Here is a 15,261-nt window from a genome sequence, read left to right as displayed (position 1 = left end):
GTAGCAATTCAGGTGACAACCCATGAATGATTTACAGCTCGACGAATTCAAGACCGACGAAAATGCCGCCATGGTGTTGCTGGTGGACGACCAGGCCATGATCGGCGAAGCGGTGCGGCGTGGGTTGGCGAACGAGGAAAACATCGATTTCCACTTCTGCGCCGATCCGCACCAGGCCATTGCCCAGGCGATCCGCATCAAGCCCACGGTGATTCTCCAGGACCTGGTGATGCCGGGCCTGGACGGCCTGACCCTGGTGCGCGAGTACCGCAACCACCCGGCGACCCAGAACATCCCGATCATCGTTCTCTCCACCAAGGAAGACCCGCTGATCAAGAGCGCGGCCTTTGCCGCCGGGGCCAACGACTACCTGGTCAAGCTGCCGGACAACATCGAGCTGGTGGCGCGCATTCGCTATCACTCCCGTTCCTACATGACCCTGTTGCAGCGTGACGCGGCCTACCGCGCCCTGCGGGTCAGCCAGCAGCAACTGCTGGACACCAACCTGGTGCTGCAACGGCTGATGAACTCCGACGGCCTGACCGGGCTGTCCAACCGCCGGCATTTCGATGAGTACCTGGAGCTGGAGTGGCGGCGGGCGATGCGTGAACAGAGCCAGCTGTCGCTGTTGATGATCGACGTCGACTACTTCAAGACCTACAACGACACCTTCGGCCACCTGGAGGGCGACGAAGCCCTGCGCAAGGTGGCCACGGCGATTCGCGAGGCCAGCAGCCGGCCTTCCGACCTGCCGGCCCGCTACGGCGGCGAAGAGTTCGTGCTGGTGCTGCCCAATACCTCGCCGGGCGGGGCGCGACTGGTGGCCGAGAAGCTGCGCCAGACCGTGGAAGCCTTGAAAATCCCCCATATCGCCCCGGTGGAGGGCGCGAGCCTGACCATCAGCATCGGTCTTTCCACCGTAACGCCGCAGCCCAACAGCCATTGCCGGCAGTTGATTTCGGCGGCGGACAAGGGGCTGTACCTGGCCAAGAACAACGGCCGCAACCAGGTCGGGATCGAGTAACCGCCTCAGCTTCCAGGCTGCTCGTCGGTCGCCGGGTCCCGAGTGACGGGCACCAGGGTGTCGCCGAACAAGTAGTAGCTGTGGCTCGCGGTTTGCGAGCAGGTGAGAAGGGCGGCTTCGACCCTGTATCGGGTGTGCAGGTCGAGCCTTTTCTCGTTGAAGAGGTTGTTCAGCCGGCAGCAGGCGGCGATGGGGTAGTCACCGAAGCTGTAGCTGAAGTGGCCATTTCTGTGGCTGGAGACCCAGGTGGCGCTGAATTGGCCTTGCAGCCACTGGGTCCGGGCTGCCACCTCGCTTTGCTGGCCTTTCAGGCGATGCAAGACCCACCACCACAGGAAGATCGCCCACGGTACCAGCAGGGCGCAGGCCAGCCGTGGGGAGATCAACAGCCAGACCCCTTGCAGCAGGATCAGCACGAACAGGCTCAGGAACAGGCATATGAATGCCTGTGCTCCCCTGAGATTGTGACGCTCGCGGGCCTTGATGTAGCGGATTTGCGAGTCGCTGAGGGTTCTCTCCATGGCGGGCCGTTTCCTGGTTCTGCTGGCAAGCGAGTGCGAGAAGTGGCATTCACGCTCGGATTGTATAGGTCCTGGCGCTTAAATTAGCGGGTCTAATTGCGCTTAAAGCCGCTAAGCGGGCTGCCGTGAATCAGTGATTCCGTTATAATCTCCGGCTTTCAAAAGTTCGCCAACGAGTGCCGCCCCCCATGGAAATCAACCCGATCCTGAACACCATCAAGGACCTGTCCGAGCGCTCCGAAACTATTCGGGGGTATCTTTGACTACGATCAAAAGCATGAGCGTCTGACCGAGGTCAATCGCGAGCTTGAAGATCCGAGTGTCTGGAACAAACCCGAATACGCCCAGGAACTGGGCCGCGAGCGCGCAGCGCTGGCACAGATCGTCGAGACCCTGGACGAACTGAACGGCGGCCTGGCCGATTGCCGCGATCTGCTGGACATGGCGGTCGAGGAAGAGGACGAAGGCGCGGTGGGCGATGTCGTCGCCGAGCTGGCCCGTCTCGAGGAAAACCTCGCCAAGCTCGAATTCCGCCGCATGTTCAGCCACGAAATGGACCCGAACAACGCCTACCTGGACATCCAGGCCGGCTCCGGCGGCACCGAGGCCCAGGACTGGGCCAACATCCTGCTGCGCATGTACCTGCGCTGGGCCGACAAACGCGGTTTCGACGCGACCATCATGGAACTGTCGGCCGGTGAAGTCGCCGGTATCAAAGGTGCGACCGTGCACATCAAGGGCGAATACGCCTTTGGCTGGCTGCGCACCGAGATCGGCGTGCACCGTCTGGTGCGCAAGAGCCCGTTCGACTCCGGCAATCGTCGCCACACCTCGTTTTCCGCCGTTTTCGTCTCGCCCGAGATCGACGACAAGGTGGAAATCGAAATCAACCCGGCAGACCTGCGGATCGACACCTATCGTTCCTCCGGTGCCGGTGGTCAGCACGTAAACACCACCGACTCGGCCGTACGTATCACCCACGTACCGACCAACACCGTGGTCAGCTGCCAGAACGAACGTTCCCAGCACGCCAACAAGGACACCGCCATGAAAATGCTGCGGGCCAAGTTGTACGAGCAGGAAATGCAGAAGCGCAACGCCGCGTCGCAAGCGCTGGAAGACACCAAGTCGGACATCGGCTGGGGTCACCAGATCCGCTCCTACGTGCTCGATGCGTCGCGGATCAAGGATCTGCGCACCAACATCGAACGCAGCGACTGCGACAAGGTACTCGACGGCGACATCGACGAATACCTGGAAGCCAGCCTGAAGTCGGGCTTGTAATACTGCAATACGGGATCGGCTGACACGGTGCGATCCCGTAGGAGCCGGCTTGCCGGCGATCTCCAGGCCGAAGGCCTGGGGGCAATGAACCTGTGATGGAATTTCAAAAGACATGAGCGACCAACAACTCGACCCGCAAGCCCTGCAACAGGAAGAAAACTCCCTGATCGCCCTGCGCAAGGAAAAGCTTGCTGCCGAGCGCGCCAAGGGCAATGCCTTCCCGAATGACTTCCGCCGCGAAAACTACTGCGAAGATCTGCAGAAGAAATACGCGGACAAGACCAAGGAAGAGCTCGCAGAGGCTGCAATCCCGGTCAAGGTTGCCGGTCGCATCATGCTCAACCGTGGCTCGTTCATGGTGATCCAGGACATGACCGGTCGCATTCAGGTCTACGTCAACCGTAAAACCCTGTCCGAAGAAACCCTGGCCTGCGTCAAGACCTGGGACATGGGCGACATCATCGCTGCCGAAGGCACTCTGGCCCGTTCCGGCAAGGGTGACCTGTACGTTGAAATGACCAATGTGCGCCTGCTGACCAAGTCGCTGCGCCCGCTGCCGGACAAGCACCACGGCCTGACCGACACCGAGCAGCGCTACCGTCAGCGCTACGTCGACCTGATCGTCAACGAAGAAGTACGCCAGACTTTCCGCGTGCGTTCGCAAGTGATCGCCCACATCCGCAGCTTTCTGATGAAGCGCGACTTCCTCGAAGTCGAAACGCCGATGCTGCAGACCATCCCTGGCGGCGCGGCGGCCAAGCCGTTCGAAACCCACCACAACGCGCTGGACATGGAAATGTTCCTGCGTATCGCCCCTGAGCTGTATCTGAAGCGCCTGGTGGTTGGCGGTTTCGAGAAAGTGTTCGAGATCAACCGCAACTTCCGTAACGAAGGCGTTTCGACCCGTCACAACCCTGAATTCACCATGTTGGAGTTCTACCAGGCTTACGCCGACTACGAAGACAACATGGACCTGACCGAAGAACTGTTCCGCGAACTGGCGCAGCTTGTGTTGGGATCTACCGACGTGCCGTACGGCGACAAGGTGTTCCACTTCGGCGAGCCGTTCGCGCGCCTGTCGGTGTTCGACTCGATCCTCAAGTACAACCCCGAACTGACCGCTGATGACCTGAACGACATCGACAAGGCTCGCGCCATCGCCAAGAAGGCCGGTGCCAAGGTGCTGGGCTTCGAAGGCCTGGGCAAGTTGCAGGTGATGATTTTCGAGGAACTGGTGGAGCACAAGCTGGAGCAGCCGCACTTCATTACCCAGTACCCGTTCGAAGTGTCGCCGCTGGCCCGTCGCAACGACGATAACCCCAACGTCACCGACCGTTTCGAGCTGTTCATTGGCGGTCGCGAAATCGCCAACGCCTACTCCGAGTTGAACGACGCGGAAGACCAGGCAGAGCGCTTCATGGCCCAGGTGGCGGACAAGGACGCCGGTGATGACGAAGCCATGCACTACGACGCCGACTTCGTCCGTGCCCTGGAATACGGCATGCCGCCCACCGCCGGCGAGGGCATCGGTATCGACCGCCTGGTGATGTTGCTGACCAACTCGCCGTCGATTCGCGACGTGATCCTGTTCCCGCACATGCGGCCGCAAGCTTAAGTGCTCTGAATAATCAGCCGCCTTTATCAGGCGGCTTTTTATTGTCTGGTTGGAACTGACGTACCGCTTCTAATTCTGTGTGATTTTTAAGAGGGAATACCTGTCGTGAACCGCGCAATTGCTCAAGAAGGTGCAGCTGGCATCGCCACTGCGGTGGCTGAAAGTGTTCAGTACCAGGGCCGCAAGGCCAGCCGCCAAGGCAGTGAGCAGCGTAGACAGGATATTCTCGATGCCGCCATGCGCATTGTCGTGCGTGACGGCGTGCGGGCCGTGCGCCATCGTGCGGTGGCCGCCGAAGCCGGTGTGCCCTTGTCGGCCACCACCTATTACTTCAAGGATATCGATGACCTGCTCACCGATACCTTCGCCCAGTACGTGGAGCGCAGCGCGGCGTTCATGGCCAAGCTGTGGGCCAGCAACGAAGGGCTGCTGCGGGAAATGGTCGCCTATGGCGACGGCAGCGCCGCCTCGCGCTCGCAACTGGCCGACGATATCGCGCGTATGACCGCCGATTACGTACGGCGCCAGTTGAATACCCGTCGTGAACACTTGATGGCCGAACAGGCCTTCCGCCAGGAAGCCTTGCTCAACCCGCGCCTGGCGCAGCTGGTGCGCTCGCACCAGCAGATCCTGCTGCACGGCACTTGCCAGTTTTTCCAGGTCCTGGGCTCGCGGGAGCCGCAGCAGGATGCCAAGGTATTGACGTCGATAATCGGCCGGATGGAATATCAGGGCCTGCTCAACGGCGCCGAGCCGCTGGTGGAAGAAGAGATGCTCGGCATCCTCACGCGCTACATGCATCTGGTTCTGGCTTCGGTCTGAGCCGCCCGGCCTGGCTTGCCGGCTGCGGCCTGGCGGTCGTGGCCCGCGCCAGCGGCTACAGTGATTCTGGTGTTCATGGGAGAGTTGCATGCAAGCCTGGCGCGTCCTGATTGCCCTGTCGTTCCTGCTGCTCAGCGGTTGCCTGGTGGCCTTCAAGGAGCCGCTGCCGGCTGCGCAGGCGGCGCCTGCCCAATTGCTGGGCAAGTGGGCCAGCAAGAATGCCTGGGGCGAGCCGCTGAACATCCAGCTCAGCCAGATTGGCGCCAACCGCTACCGTGCCTCGAGTTACCCAGGCGGCACGGCGCGCCCGCGGGACACCTATGATTTCACCGTCTCCCGGCATGGCAACCGCTGGTACCTGTCAGCGGCGGTGCCCCAGGCCTTTGGCGGGCACTACAGCATTGCCGGCTTCGAGTTGACGGCAAGGCACGAACTGGTGCTTTACACCCTGGACCTGGAACAGATTCGCCAGGCCCTGGGTCAAAAGGCCTTGAGCGGTGAGCCCATGGCCACGGCCGAAGGCGATGGCGTGCTGATCAGCAGCCCCTTGCCCGAGGTCTTCGCCTACCTTGACGACCCCGCCAATTCCGACTTGTTCGTCGAGGCAGCGCGTTTCAAGCGCGTGGGCAAGTGACCCCGCGCTACAGACCCATTCAATAGGAGCTTTTGGTGGACGATTACCAGCAGACGATACGCACCTTGTCCGATCGCATAGTGCTGGCCCAGACACCGATCCGCGTGCTGGATGCGGTGAAGTGGGACGAGAACGTCCGCAAAGGCTTTCTCAAGGCCAAGGGCAAGGAAATGCCGGCGGTGGACCGCGCCTATTACGAGGGGCGGCCACTGTCTTTCGATTCTGGCGCGGTGAAGCTGGAATTCCAGAACATCGAGCGCGACATCACCCGCCAACTGGGCCAGTTCAACCCGGTGGGGCAGATCATGCGCCGCATGTGCAAGGAATACCGCATGGTGGTACGCATGCTCGAAGCACGGGGTACCGGCGACTTCGGCCTGATCTCGCAGGAGCTGTACGGCGCCGCATCCGATGCCTTCCATGCCGGCGACCCGACCCTGGCGGACCTGGGGCTGATGATGTCCGATTACCTGAACAACATCGACGGTCGGGGCGATCTCAAGGACGAACCCAAGACCCTGAGTGCCAAGGATGCCGTGAGCCTGCTGCAGAGCCGCCTGAACAAGGTGTTCGGCGAGGCGGAGGAAACCATCCGGGTGTTCGAGTCCGACGGTATCGTCGCCGACGCCGCGGCGGGCGCCGACTACATCAAGATCCGCAGCGATGCGATGTTCAACAACCGTGACGTGCGAGCCCTGGAAGTCCATGAGGGGCTGGTGCACGTGGGCACCACCCTGAACGGCCTCAACCAGCCGATCTGCACCTTCCTGGCCAAGGGCCCGCCCTCGTCCACGGTGACCCAGGAGGGGCTGGCGATCCTGATGGAGATCATCACCTTTGCCTCTTACCCCAGCCGTTTGCGCAAGCTGACCAACCGCACCCGGGCCATCCATATGGTGGAGGAGGGCGCGGACTTCCTGCAGGTGTTCGAGTTCTTCCGCGAGCAGGGCTTCGAGATGGCCGAGAGCTACGGCAATGCCAGCCGGGTGTTCCGCGGGTCGGTGCCCACGGGGCTGCCGTTTACCAAAGACTTGTCCTACCTCAAGGGCTTCATCATGGTTTACAACTACATTCAGCTGGCTGTGCGCAAGGGCAAGCTGGAGCAGGTGCCGCTGCTGTTCTGCGGCAAGACCACCCTCGAGGACATGCGCACCCTGCGCCAGCTGGTGGACGAAGGGCTGGTGGTGGCGCCCAAGTACCTGCCCGAACAGTTTCGCGACATGAACGCGCTGTCGGCCTGGATGTGTTTCTCCAACTTCCTCAACCATCTGAGCCTGGACCGGATCGAGGCGGACTACTCCAACATTCTTTGACTTCTGCCGGGGGGCGCACATGGACGTATCCACAGACAGCTGTAGCCACTGGCACAGGCTGCGACAAGGCCCGCAGGGCCTTCAGCGCCCATCCGGGTACAGGCCAGGGGGCTGCGGATGAGCCGGCTGCTGAAGTGTTGCGCGGTATTTGCCCTGCTGCTGGGCCTGCAGGGCTGCAGTTCGTTGCTGTTCTATCCCGAACCCGGGCTGCCTTTCACCCCTGAGCGGGCCAGGCTCGAATACCGTGACGTGACCCTGACCACCGCCGATGGCCTCAAGCTGCACGGCTGGTGGCTGCCGGCCAAACCCGGAGTGGCGGTCAAGGGCACGGTGCTGCACCTGCATGGCAACGGCGGCAATCTGGCCTGGCACCTGGGGGGCAGTTGGTGGCTGCCGGAGCAGGGCTATCAGGTGCTGCTGGTGGACTATCGCGGTTATGGCCTGTCCGAAGGTGCACCGAGCCTGCCGGCGATCTATCAGGATCTGGATGCCGCGTTCAAGTGGCTGGACCAGGCCCCCGAAGTGCAGGGCAAGCCATTGATCGTGCTGGGGCAAAGCCTGGGCGGCGCCCTGGCCATCCACTACCTGGTACAGCACCCCGAGCGTCAGGCCCAGCTCAAGGCCATCGTCCTCGATGGCGTACCGGCCAGTTATCGCGATGTCGGGCGCTATGCCCTGAGCACTTCCTGGCTGACCTGGCCGTTGCAGGTGCCGTTGTCGTGGCTGGTGCCGGACACCGACAGCGCGATTCACTCGATGCCGCGCCTGACCGGGGTGCCGAAACTGATCTACCACAGCATCGACGATCCCATCGTGCCCCTTTCCAATGGCATCCGTGTGTATCAAGCTGCGCCCCCGCCCAGGGTCCTGCAGCTGACCCGCGGCGGCCATGTGCAAACCTTTGCCGATCCGACCTGGCGCCGCGTGATGCTGCGCTACCTCGATGATCCGCAGCATTTCGACGGGTTGCGCCGCCTGGGGGAGATCCCCAATTACCCGACGCCCCCGAATTCAGCAGTTGAACCTCCAGAGAGTCCGCAATGAGTGAAGAACGCAACGCCATTCCCATGATCATCACCGGTATCTGCAGCATCATCGTCACCGTGGGCAGCCTGTGGTACTACGGCTACCTGCACTTCGCCAAACCGGAGGATGCATTGCTGCTCAGCGACTTCACCATGCTCAAGACCGTGCCCGGCGAGGACTACAAGATCTCCCTGCAACCGGCCGATGAAGTGGCCCAGTGCATCGACGGTGTACTGGTGCTGTTCGACACCCAGCAGAAAGGCCTGACCGGGGTGCTGGTGAACAAGAAGAAGCAGGCCGTGCGTTGCATGGGGCAGGAAACCCCGCAACTGGAGCAGTGATCTGTTCGCCGGCAAGCCGGCTCCTACATGGATAACGGCATAAAAAAACGCCGCCGACCTGAAGAGGTCGGCGGCGTTTTGTCTTACCTGCCTATATAGGCAGGGTGCCCGATCAGTTGCGGCTGACCGACGAACGTGGTGCGACCGGCTGGTTGTCGTTGGAGATGGTGACTTCCACGCGACGGTTCATGGCGCGGCCGGAAACACTGCCGTTATCGGCCACCGGATATTCCTTGCCATAACCCTGGCTGACGATGCGCGCCGGGTCGATACCCATGCGGATCAGAGCCATCTGCACCGAGCCGGCACGGCGCTCGGACAGCGACTGGTTGTAGGAATCGCTGCCGGTGCTGTCGGTGTAGCCTTCGACGATCACCTTGCGATCGGGGTTCTGCTGGAGGAATTGCGCCAGCTTGTTGATGTTCACCAGGCCGCTGGATTTCAGGTCGGACTTGTTGGTGGCGAACAGCACGTCACCGAAGGTCACCAGGGTGCCGCGGTCGGTCTGCTTGGCGTTGAGGCTGTCCTGCAACTGCTTGATCTGCGCGTCGCGGGCATCGAGGATGGCGCGGGCGCGCTGGTCGCCGGCGTCCTTGAGCTTGGCTTCGGCGGTGCGCAGGGCAATGGTTTCCTTGGCCACTTCGACCCGCTGGTTGGTCAGGTAGGCCAGTTGGTCGACCTTCTTCTCGTCGTCCTTGTTCAGGTAGGCCTTGTCGGCCTTGTCCATCCAGTCGGCGGCGTCCTTGGTTTCCAGGGCGGCGACCTTGCTGGCCTGCGGGTTGGCCTGCAGGGCGGAGAAGTTGGTGCGGGCATTTTCCAGGTTGGCGTTAGGCGGGGTGGAGCAGGCCGCCAGGGCTACGCTCATGGCCAACAGGGCTGGGATCATCAATTGTTTGCGCATAATGGTTCGTCCTTTCAATCAAATACGAGTACGTGGGAATCGGCGGCGGCTTCTTATTGCACGCTACGCATGCCTTCCTGACGCAGTTCCTGAACGCCTTTCTGCGAGTCTTTCAGCGCTTGCTCGGCCTTGGCGGCCTGGGCCTTGCGCTCTGCTACGCGGGCGTCCCACTCGGCTTGTTCAGCCAGGCGGCGGGCTTCGTCGTACTTCTTGTCGTGCATGGCAATCTCGGCTTGCTTGAGCTTGTCCTGCGCCGACTTCATTTCCACGGCAGCAAATTCGGTACCGCCTGCGCTCACTGCGCTATTGACCGCAGATTGCGTGACCGCGTACTGCTCGGTGGGCGGGTTCCCGGCACAACCGGCCAGAACCATGCTGCTACCGAGGGCCAGCGCGGCCAGCTTCAGCCCGCGCAGAGAGGTGAACGAGGATTTGGCAGTGCTGATCTTCATGGTCTTCAACTCCATTGGGTAACTCCTGGAAAACATCAAAATCCATCCTGGTTCTGGCGCCGTGACGCTTCAGTGACGACGAGCGCTGATGGCAAAATTTGAAACGACCGTTCCAGTGATGGCTAATGGGTGTGACCCGAGGCTTTTTTGAATAGTTCAGAGAAAGATGGCGATTGGCCGGAAAAAAATCTGACGCATCGGACAGGGCTTTAGACCGGGAACTTTTGCCGTGCGCAGGGGTATCCCCGACCCTTTGCAGGGCCGGGAAGGATGATTGTCAGGTGTGCGCGGGAGTGTGGAAGTTCAGTGCTTGGGCTTGTCGGACTGGCTCGCCAGCAGGTGCAGATGCTGGCGCGACAATGCCAGGAAACGAGGGGTGGGACCCACATCCTCGTACAGTGGATCGCCCTCTTCATCGGTGGCCACGACGTGCTGGCCCTGGATGTAGGGGAAGCTCGCCTCCAGCTCTTCCAGGGCGGCGCCGATCAGTTCGCCGAGCAGTTCTTCGGTCTGGCGTTTGGGGTACATCTCGGAAAGGGCGGCCAGGCGCGCGGCGGCTTCCACATCCAGGTGAATCCGGTAGCCGGTCCGGGTCAGGCGGCCCTTGGCGTTTTCTTCCCAGTGTTGTGCAAGTTCACGGATTTTCATGATGACCTCAATGAACACCTGCTCGTGGCAGGCTGGGTTGAGTGGACCGGCCGGGGCCGGTAGGCGGCCCTCGTGCGGCCTATGCTTGAGACTAGCTGCATCGCCGAAGGTTTGGTGCGCTTTGCCCCACGCTTGCTAAGCGAGGTGTGCAGGCGGCACTCTTGAGCCTTCCGTGCCGCCTTGAGTCCGCTGGAGAACACCTCGATGACCGATATTGATGCGCGCTTGCGCGAAGACGTTCACCTCTTGGGGGAACTGCTGGGCAATACCATCCGCGACCAGTACGGGGAGGCTTTCCTCGACAAGATCGAGCAGATTCGCAAAGGCGCCAAGGCCGATCGCCGGGGCTCGCCGGGGGCCGAGCTGAGCGCCAGCCTCGACCAGTTGAGCGAGGACGAACTGCTGCCGGTGGCCAGGGCCTTCAACCAGTTCCTCAACCTGGCGAACATCGCCGAGCAGTATCAGTTGATCCACCGCCGCGACGAGTCGCAGCCGGCACCCTTCGAGGCTCGGGTGCTGCCGGAGCTGCTGGCTCGCCTGCGGGCCGAAGGGCACAGCGCCGATGCTCTGGCCCGGCAACTGGGGCGCCTGGAAATCGAGCTGGTGCTGACCGCTCACCCCACCGAAGTGGCGCGCCGCACCCTGATCCAGAAATACGATGCGATTGCCGGGCAACTGGCGGCCCAGGACCACCGTGACCTCACCAGCGCCGAGCGCGGGCAGATCCAGGAGCGCCTGCAACGCTTGATCGCCGAGGCCTGGCACACCGAGGAAATCCGGCGGACCCGACCCACTCCGGTGGATGAAGCCAAGTGGGGCTTTGCGGTGATCGAGCATTCGCTGTGGCAGGCGATCCCCAATTACCTGCGCAAGGCCGACAAGGCCTTGTTCGAGGCCACCGGGCTGCACCTGCCGCTGGAGTCGGCGCCGATCCGCTTTGCGTCGTGGATGGGCGGCGACCGTGATGGCAACCCCAATGTCACCGCTGCGGTAACCCGCGAAGTGCTGCTGCTGGCGCGCTGGATGGCCGCCGACCTGTACCTGCGGGACATCGACCACCTGGCGGCCGAGCTGTCCATGCAGCAGGCCAGCCCGGCGCTCCTGGCCAGGGCCGGAGATAGCGCCGAGCCTTATCGGGCGCTGCTCAAGCAATTGCGCGAACGCCTGCGGGCCACCCGCAACTGGGCCCACGCGGCGCTCAGCGCGGCGGTGCCGGCCGGCGCCGAGGTGTTGCACAACAACCGTGACCTGCTGGAGCCATTGCAGTTGTGCTACCAGTCGTTGCACGAGTGCGGCATGGGAGTGATTGCCGACGGGCCGCTGCTCGACTGTCTGCGCCGGGCAGTGACCTTCGGTCTGTTCCTGGTGCGCCTGGATGTACGCCAGGATTCCAGCCGGCATACCTCGGCCATGACCGAAATCACCGATTACCTGGGCCTGGGGCGTTACGAGGACTGGAGCGAGGAGGATCGCATCACCTTCCTGATGCGCGAACTGAGCAGCCGTCGGCCGTTGTTGCCAGGCTATTTCAAGCCCTCGGCGGACACCGCCGAAGTGCTCGCCACCTGCCGCGAAATCGCTGGTGCGCCAGCGGCGTCCCTGGGTTCCTATGTGATTTCCATGGCCGGCGCGGCCTCCGATGTGCTGGCGGTGCAGTTGCTGCTCAAGGAATCCGGTGTGCTGCGGCCGATGCGCGTGGTGCCTCTGTTCGAGACCCTGGCGGACCTGGACAACGCCGGCCCGGTGATGGAAAAACTGCTGCACATGCCGGGCTATCGTTCGCGCCTGCAAGGGCCGCAGGAAGTGATGATCGGCTACTCCGACTCGGCCAAGGATGCTGGCACCACGGCTGCGGCCTGGGCCCAGTACCGGGCCCAGGAGCGGCTGGTGGACATCTGCCGCGAGCAACAGGTGGAACTGCTGCTGTTCCACGGCCGCGGTGGCACCGTGGGGCGTGGCGGCGGCCCGGCCCACGCGGCCATTCTGTCGCAGCCGCCGGGTTCGGTGGCGGGGCGTTTCCGCACCACCGAGCAAGGGGAAATGATCCGCTTCAAATTCGGCCTGCCGGACATCGCCGAGCAGAACCTCAACCTCTATCTGGCCGCGGTACTGGAGGCGACCCTGTTGCCGCCGCCGCCACCGCAGCCGGCCTGGCGTCACCTGATGGACGAGCTGGCCAGCGATGGCGTCCGGGCCTACCGCGAGGTGGTGCGGGACAATCCGCAGTTCGTCGAGTACTTCCGCCAGTCCACTCCGGAACAGGAGCTGGGCCGCCTGCCGCTGGGCAGCCGCCCGGCCAAGCGCCGTGCCGGGGGCATCGAGAGCCTGCGGGCGATCCCCTGGATCTTCGGCTGGACCCAGACCCGCCTGATGTTGCCCGCCTGGCTCGGCTGGGAAGCGGCCTTGAGCAAGGCCCTGGCCCGTGGCGAGGGCGACCTGCTGGGGCAGATGCGTGAGCAATGGCCATTCTTCCGCACCCGCATCGACATGCTGGAGATGGTGCTGGCCAAGGCCGACGCGGATATTGCCCGCTCCTATGACGAGCGCCTGGTGGAGGCCGAACTGTTGCCGTTGGGCGAGCATTTACGCGACCTATTGTCGCAGGCTTGCGCGGTGGTCCTGGGCCTGACCGGGCAGTCGCAACTGCTGGCGCACAGCCCCGATACCCTGGAGTTCATCCGCCTGCGCAACACCTACCTCGACCCGCTGCATCTGTTGCAGGCCGAGCTGCTGGCGCGCTCGCGCAAGCAGCAGGCGCCGCAAGGAAGCCCCGTGGAACAGGCGTTGCTGGTCTCCGTGGCCGGTATCGCCGCTGGCTTGCGCAATACCGGCTGAGGTGCGAGAGGGCTGCCGGCCAGCCGCGCGGCAGCCCTGATCAAGGCAATTGCGAGGTGTCGTTCTGGTTCATCTGGCGACACTTTGTTGTCGGGTTGCGACTTGTTCTACCCGGCCAATGGGGCACAAAAGGGCCGGGTTCCTCCGACTTTCGACTGCTTGTGTGCGCTGTGTCGGCTGTGTATCTTGATCAGCCTTTGGCCGTTTGGGCGGCCACACCCCCATTTTTGAGATTGGCCCCACGAGGCGAATCCGAGCGTTTCTAAATAAAAAATTGAGGAGCACATCGATGCGCGTAATTCTGCTGGGAGCTCCCGGGGCCGGTAAAGGTACTCAGGCAAAGTTCATCACCGAAAAGTTCGGTATTCCACAGATCTCCACCGGTGACATGCTGCGTGCTGCGGTCAAGGCCGGCACCGAGCTGGGCCTGAAGGCCAAGAGCGTGATGGACAGCGGTGGCCTGGTGTCCGATGACCTGATCATCAACCTGGTCAAGGAACGCATCAGCCAGGCCGACTGCGCCAATGGCTTCCTGTTCGACGGCTTCCCGCGCACCATTCCCCAGGCCGAAGCGCTGGTGAAGGCCGGTGTCGAGCTGGACAACGTGGTGGAAATCGCCGTCGACGACGAAGAGATCGTCCAGCGCATCGCCGGTCGCCGTGTGCACGAAGCTTCGGGCCGGGTCTACCACACCGTCTACAACCCGCCGAAGATCGCCGGCAAGGATGACATCACCGGTGAAGACCTGGTGCAGCGCAAGGACGACACCGAGGAAACCGTGCGTCATCGCCTGTCGGTCTACCACTCGCAGACCAAGCCGCTGGTGGAGTTCTACCAGCAACTGGCTGCCACCCAGGGCAAGCCTAAGTACAGCCATATCCCTGGCGTCGGTTCGGTGGAAGTGATCACCGGCAAGGTACTCGAAGCCCTGAGCTGAGTTGCCTGAGCGTTTGATCGTTGAACGGCCCGCTTGCGGGCCGTTGCTGTTTATAATGCGTCACTTTTTTCAATGCCTATGGAACCCCGAATGAGCACCTTGCTGGCCCTGGACACCGCGACTGAAGCTTGCTCCGTTGCTTTGCTGCATGACGGCAAGGTCACGAGCCATTACGAGGTGATCCCGCGCCTGCATGCGCAGAAGCTGTTGCCGATGATCCAGGAACTGCTGGCCAATGCCGGGGTGACCTTGCAACAGGTCGAGGCCATTGCCTTTGGCCGTGGTCCGGGCGCCTTCACCGGGGTGCGCATCGCCATCGGCGTGGTGCAGGGCCTGGCCTTTGCCCTGGAGCGCCCGGTGCTGCCGGTATCCAACCTGGCGGTGCTGGCCCAGCGCGCTCTGCGCGAGCATGGCGCGGCCCAGGTGGCTTCGGCCATCGATGCGCGCATGGATGAAGTCTATTGGGGCTGCTACCAGGAAGTTGCCGGCGAGATGCGCCTGGTGGGCGCGGAAGCGGTATTGCCGCCGGAAGTCGCGGCCCTGCCCGAAGGCTCCAGCGGCGACTGGTTCGGCGCGGGTACCGGTTGGGGGTATGGCGAGCGCATTGCCGTCGAACTCAGCGGCCAGGACGCCGGCATGCTGCCGCATGCGGTCGACCTGCTGACCTTGGCGCAGTTTGCCTGGGAGCGCGGCGAGGCGATCGTTGCCGATCAGGCCCAACCTGTCTATCTGCGGGACAAGGTCGCTACTCCCAAGGCCCGTTGAACCCAGAACAAATGTGCGCGGTTATGCGGATAACTCCCGCATACGCCCGCCAATCGTCCGTTTTTTCAGCCTGAACCTGCCCGGTTTTAAACCTTTTGGCTTTTCTGTGTTCTAGTTATCACTTGGGCATTTGCTAAGTCGAA

15 protein-coding genes are annotated in these 15,261 nt (G+C 62.6%); 11 read left to right on the top strand and 4 right to left on the bottom strand.

Annotated features, from left to right (window positions below; all coding sequences use genetic code 11):
- Window positions 1-22: 22 nt before the first annotated feature.
- Entirely contained in the window at window positions 23-1,024 is a 1,002-nt protein-coding gene (locus BLS75_RS15000) for a response regulator (protein WP_011059483.1), read from the top strand.
- A gap of 5 nt (window positions 1,025-1,029) precedes the next feature.
- Here the strand turns inward: BLS75_RS15000 and BLS75_RS14995 are convergent, their stop codons facing one another.
- Window positions 1,030-1,545 carry a hypothetical protein gene (locus BLS75_RS14995; protein ID WP_072451183.1) on the bottom strand — a complete coding sequence of 172 codons (516 nt, stop codon included), beginning with the start codon at window positions 1,543-1,545 and terminating at the stop codon, window positions 1,030-1,032.
- A 188-nt stretch (window positions 1,546-1,733) separates the two neighbouring features.
- On the opposite strand from BLS75_RS14995, the gene prfB reads away from it, so the two are divergent.
- From prfB to BLS75_RS14960, 7 genes are all read left to right on the top strand, one after another.
- Window positions 1,734-2,829, top strand: a protein-coding gene (gene prfB, locus BLS75_RS14990) for a peptide chain release factor 2 (protein WP_100255254.1) whose coding sequence is annotated in 2 segments (ribosomal slippage) — window positions 1,734-1,805 and window positions 1,807-2,829 — 1,095 coding nt in all. Because the reading frame shifts where the segments join, the coding sequence is not laid out codon by codon here.
- A 112-nt stretch (window positions 2,830-2,941) separates the two neighbouring features.
- Window positions 2,942-4,444: a lysine--tRNA ligase gene (lysS, locus tag BLS75_RS14985; protein ID WP_072451182.1), complete on the top strand. Its 1,503-nt coding sequence runs from the start codon at window positions 2,942-2,944 to the stop codon at window positions 4,442-4,444.
- A gap of 105 nt (window positions 4,445-4,549) precedes the next feature.
- Window positions 4,550-5,266 (top strand): TetR/AcrR family transcriptional regulator, encoded by a 717-nt coding sequence (locus BLS75_RS14980; RefSeq protein ID WP_065364558.1) that lies wholly within the window; start codon window positions 4,550-4,552, stop codon window positions 5,264-5,266.
- Window positions 5,267-5,354: 88 nt separating this feature from the next.
- Complete coding sequence (locus BLS75_RS14975) at window positions 5,355-5,900, top strand: hypothetical protein (RefSeq protein WP_011059488.1); 546 nt, start codon at window positions 5,355-5,357, stop codon at window positions 5,898-5,900.
- 35 nt (window positions 5,901-5,935) lie between these two features.
- Complete coding sequence (locus tag BLS75_RS14970) at window positions 5,936-7,213, top strand: flavohemoglobin expression-modulating QEGLA motif protein (RefSeq protein WP_011059489.1); 1,278 nt, start codon at window positions 5,936-5,938, stop codon at window positions 7,211-7,213.
- Window positions 7,214-7,330: 117 nt separating this feature from the next.
- Window positions 7,331-8,257, top strand: a complete 927-nt coding sequence (locus BLS75_RS14965; protein ID WP_019093912.1) for an alpha/beta hydrolase — start codon at window positions 7,331-7,333, stop codon at window positions 8,255-8,257.
- Complete coding sequence (locus BLS75_RS14960) at window positions 8,254-8,580, top strand: PA3694 family proteiin (protein WP_011059491.1); 327 nt, start codon at window positions 8,254-8,256, stop codon at window positions 8,578-8,580. Before BLS75_RS14965 ends, BLS75_RS14960 begins: the two co-directional genes overlap by 4 nt.
- A gap of 112 nt (window positions 8,581-8,692) precedes the next feature.
- On the opposite strand, the gene BLS75_RS14955 is transcribed toward BLS75_RS14960, so the two are convergent.
- The 3 genes from BLS75_RS14955 to BLS75_RS14945 all read right to left on the bottom strand — a co-directional run bounded on the left by BLS75_RS14955 (window position 8,693) and on the right by BLS75_RS14945 (window position 10,581).
- Window positions 8,693-9,481, bottom strand: a complete 789-nt coding sequence (locus BLS75_RS14955; protein WP_011059492.1) for a lipotoxin F family OmpA-related lipoprotein LptF — start codon at window positions 9,479-9,481, stop codon at window positions 8,693-8,695.
- 53 nt (window positions 9,482-9,534) lie between these two features.
- Window positions 9,535-9,948: a DUF4398 domain-containing protein gene (locus BLS75_RS14950; protein ID WP_011059493.1), complete on the bottom strand. Its 414-nt coding sequence runs from the start codon at window positions 9,946-9,948 to the stop codon at window positions 9,535-9,537.
- 288 nt (window positions 9,949-10,236) lie between these two features.
- On the bottom strand, window positions 10,237-10,581 hold the full coding sequence (locus BLS75_RS14945; protein WP_015634311.1) for a hypothetical protein: 345 nt from the start codon (window positions 10,579-10,581) through the stop codon (window positions 10,237-10,239).
- A gap of 204 nt (window positions 10,582-10,785) precedes the next feature.
- Between BLS75_RS14945 and ppc the strand changes: the two genes are divergently transcribed.
- From ppc to tsaB, 3 genes are all read left to right on the top strand, one after another.
- Complete coding sequence (gene ppc / locus BLS75_RS14940; RefSeq protein ID WP_011059495.1) at window positions 10,786-13,416, top strand: phosphoenolpyruvate carboxylase; 2,631 nt, start codon at window positions 10,786-10,788, stop codon at window positions 13,414-13,416.
- A 289-nt stretch (window positions 13,417-13,705) separates the two neighbouring features.
- A complete protein-coding gene (gene adk, locus BLS75_RS14935) occupies window positions 13,706-14,353 on the top strand; it encodes an adenylate kinase (RefSeq protein ID WP_015634313.1) in 648 nt (215 codons plus the stop codon).
- 90 nt (window positions 14,354-14,443) lie between these two features.
- A complete protein-coding gene (gene tsaB / locus BLS75_RS14930) occupies window positions 14,444-15,118 on the top strand; it encodes a tRNA (adenosine(37)-N6)-threonylcarbamoyltransferase complex dimerization subunit type 1 TsaB (protein ID WP_072451181.1) in 675 nt (224 codons plus the stop codon).
- Window positions 15,119-15,261 lie beyond the last annotated feature (143 nt).

The sequence above is a fragment of the Pseudomonas sp. NFPP12 genome (genome assembly GCF_900103205.1).
Taxonomy (GTDB): Bacteria; Pseudomonadota; Gammaproteobacteria; order Pseudomonadales; family Pseudomonadaceae; genus Aquipseudomonas; species Aquipseudomonas protegens.
This window is presented reverse-complemented; position numbering and strand designations above follow the sequence as displayed.